General features: G+C 42.3%; 5 protein-coding genes. All 5 read right to left on the bottom strand.

From position 1 onward, the window contains the following. On the bottom strand, positions 1-1,019 hold a 1,019-nt coding region (locus tag ACEW8O_RS23680), incomplete at its 3' end, for a M20/M25/M40 family metallo-hydrolase (protein ID WP_373497103.1). Between the two features lie 97 nt (positions 1,020-1,116). After that, positions 1,117-1,758: a hypothetical protein gene (locus ACEW8O_RS23675; protein WP_373497102.1), complete on the bottom strand. Its 642-nt coding sequence runs from the start codon at positions 1,756-1,758 to the stop codon at positions 1,117-1,119. Positions 1,759-1,858: 100 nt separating this feature from the next. Beyond that, the gene (locus ACEW8O_RS23670; protein ID WP_373497101.1) at positions 1,859-2,503 is read right to left on the bottom strand and encodes a hypothetical protein; all 645 of its coding nucleotides are present in this window, start codon (positions 2,501-2,503) and stop codon (positions 1,859-1,861) included. A 24-nt stretch (positions 2,504-2,527) separates the two neighbouring features. Beyond that, positions 2,528-2,974 (bottom strand): DinB family protein, encoded by a 447-nt coding sequence (locus ACEW8O_RS23665; RefSeq protein WP_373497100.1) that lies wholly within the window; start codon positions 2,972-2,974, stop codon positions 2,528-2,530. A 7-nt stretch (positions 2,975-2,981) separates the two neighbouring features. Beyond that, positions 2,982-3,467: SDR family NAD(P)-dependent oxidoreductase (locus ACEW8O_RS23660; protein WP_373497099.1), on the bottom strand; the 486-nt coding region annotated here is incomplete at its 5' end.

Here is a 3,467-nt window from a genome sequence, read left to right as displayed (position 1 = left end):
GGGATGCCATCCTGGAATTTGATTTCGGCGGTTGTTCCGTTCAGGTTTTGGGATACTATCTGTTTCATTTTTTCCCGGGCAGCCTCTTTTTGGGGTTCACCCAAAAATCTCAAATCACCGGTAACGAAAGCCTCCCTTGCCACAATATTGGTTTTGCCCAACGCTTCACCCTCTCCCGTATCCGGATTATAGCTGATATCTGAACCTCCTATAAATTGTCCAGGATTGAAAGTCAGGTATTGTTCCCCTGCCAATTCCTCTCTGAATTGATTAAGAATCCTTGATGCTTCATAAATGGCCCCATATCCTACCGATTCTCTGAATACTCCTGAGGAATGCACCTGCTTGCCTGTGGTTTTCAAAGTCCATCCACTTGCACCTCTTCTGGCCACGGTGGCGATATTGAAACCCTGTGCGGTTTCGTAACCCAAGGCATAGTCATGCTGCTTGGCCCTTTCGACAAAATCAGCCCGGCTGACCCAGGAAGGGTCTCCAGCATTTTCTTCATCTCCGGGGAAATAGACAGTGATGGTCCGGTCTTTCAAAAGTCCCATTTGATCCAACGCCTTCAACGTGGCAAAAATCATCACATTCCCGCCTTTCATGTCATTGACACCCTGACCTTTTGCTGTGGAGTCATTGACCATGGTGAAGGGGTAGAAGGGCATGTCTTTTTCAAATACCGTATCCAAGTGTCCGATAAAAAAAAGCTTTTTGCCTTTGGTTCCTTTTCTGGTCGCCACAAAATGACCTGCCCTCTTCAGTGAGTCGGGTAAAGTGATCCATTCGGTTTCAAAACCGATTTTGGCAAATTCCCTTTCAAAAACCCTTCCCACCTCGCGGACACCCTCCAGATTTAATGTTCCAGAATTGATGTTGACAGTTTCTGCCAGTAAGGCAACAGTTTCTTCGTAGTTTTTGTCGATCAGGTCAACGAGTTGTCGCTCTGTTTTTGTGAGTTTTTGGGAAAATGATTGAAATGAAGTAAAGAGAAAGATGAGTAATAGTAAGTTTTTCATAAAATTTAATTGTGAGATTTATAAGGAGGGGTAATTCATGCCATGACTTTGAGTCATGGCATGAATTAAAACTTGGTCATGCATAAATAAAACTCAATCAATCCACCTCAATATTGGTGAACCAGATAAACTTCATTCCCTCGTCATTTTTACGCTCGGTGGCAAGTTTGATCCCTTTGAAGTCTTTTTCTGCTTCCCATGTGATGGCCCTTCCATCAGGACCATTCCCTCTTCGGAATACCCATTCTTTGATCAAGTGGTTTTCATCCAAATAAAGGTCATAGGCATCACCGGGCGTATATCCATCTGCATCATTATAAATAATAATCAGCTTAGTACTGTTGTTACCAGAAATAGGAGCAGAGACATTTTCTTCCACTTCAAAGGTGTAGCCACTGTCCCATGCCAATTGGAAGGGATACATCAGCCAGTATTTGTCATTGATAAAGCCTTTGTCACCAGTAGGCATTTGATCAGCGGGAATGTCCAGACTGTAGGTATAGCTGGTATCAGCATCTGCATAATAAACCGTATTGTCCTTGATATTCCACTTCCAGTCTCTGGTACGAACAGTTTCCGGATTGGCCTGTACATTCCAGGTATAGGCTATTGAATTTATTTTATCGAAATTATCAAAGCCATAGGCTTTGGCTACTTTCATTGGGAGGGAATCCTCTTCCTTAGGTGAGCAAGAACTGATAATGAAGAAAGCCAGAATAATGTAGCAGAAGTTTTTCATGATAAAGGTTTTATGTTGGTCAAAAGCAATTTAAACTTTTCTTTAAATAAAGAAAGCATCTTATTGATAGGGCCACTGTTTTTTGGTGGGGAAGGGACATTTATTGAGCCTCAGGAAAATGCATTGTGAAAGGATCTACTTTGATACATAGTAGGGGTTTCCGGTATTTGATATCGGGGAAATATTCCTGGTTGATTTTCAAAGAAACTATCTTTGCAAATTTCCCCCAACCGGAACCACTTGGGTCTGTCAAAAACGTTTTCCCTTCCAATTCCTGAAAAAGGTGAATGGGGATTAGTTTTGTGGATGCGGGAAATGGAATACCACCGGAAGTGATTTTACAGAATAGAATCGGATCATCTTCATGGCCAATACCAATGGTTTCTTCCTTGCCGTTTTTTTGCCAGATCATCGGGACCGTCTCTTTGGGAATCCCCCAATTGAACCTGCCGTTTTCTGTACTTTCCTCTGAATCCACAAATATCCGGGTGATGGTCTGCCTTTTGTGTGGCGTAAATTTCCCCGGAATAAACAATAATTCCTTATAAGGACCGACAGGGGAATTGTGGTAATTGACCAACATCACGAATCCCAAGCCTCCTTTGAAATTTCCTTTTTGGGCATCATTTAAAAAGCCATTTTCTTCAACCCATTGTTTGTTGAATTTGAAGACAAGGATGATTCCCTCTCCAGTTAATTTCCATGGGGCAGGGGAGTGGTTGATTGGTTTTGGCGGACCTGACATTATTTAGCTTTTAGGAAAAACACCTTATTTTCTTTTGTAAAATATATAGTCAGTAGATGTGGCTTCCAATCCCGATTCACGGAGTTGGATCATGACTTGACCACGGTGGTAGGTTGAATGGTTGACGACATGAAAAATTATTTCCTTGACTGAATTGGTATAGGATTCTTTCTGTGAGTTGATATAGTCTACTTGTCTCTCAAAATCCTCTTTTTCTATGATTGTGAATGATTGTTGGAACAAAGATTCGTTGATTTCTCTGAGTTGGCTGATGGGATGAATGTCCCATACTTTAAAAGAAGATTTACTCCCTTCTATCCTATGGTTCCAAAGATGTTGGGCATTGAGGATATGGCTGAAATTTCTGATGATTTTTTCAGGTACCTCAGAACCGTAGGTTTCCAATAAACCAATTGTGGTTAGGTTGCTTTGTAGACTGTACTCGTAGAGGTCTTGGAAGTGGGCTTTCATTTTTTCATCAATAAGGCGAAGGACTGATACTGGTCCAACCACCATCAATTACCAGATTCTGACCTGTAATATGCCTTGCTTCATCAGAAACAAGAAAAGCGGCTGCATTGGCGATATCTGTGACTGATGCCGGTTTGCCCATTGGGGTTATCCTTGACCATGTTTTTTCATAGTCCTTGTCCATGGCAGTTCTCTTGGTCAGGGTTGCACCCGGTGCGATGGTGTTGACATTGATGTTGAATTCTGAAAGCTCGATGACCAGATTTTTGGCAAGCATTTCGATGGCTGCTTTGCTCATGCCATAAGCAGCGAGGTTTTTGTGGGCCTGATGGGCAGTAACTGAAGAGGTAAATAACAGTGAACCTCCATTTTCCTGATTTTTCATTACCCCTGCAGCAGCCTGTGCCAGAAAGAAAGTGCCGCCCATGTTCACCCTCATGACTTCATTGAAATCTCCCGATTGATATTCCCAAAAATCCCCGTACAAAGTGAT

This window comes from Aquiflexum sp. (assembly GCF_041749095.1).
Lineage (GTDB): Bacteria > Bacteroidota > Bacteroidia > Cytophagales > Cyclobacteriaceae > Aquiflexum.
This window is presented reverse-complemented; position numbering and strand designations above follow the sequence as displayed.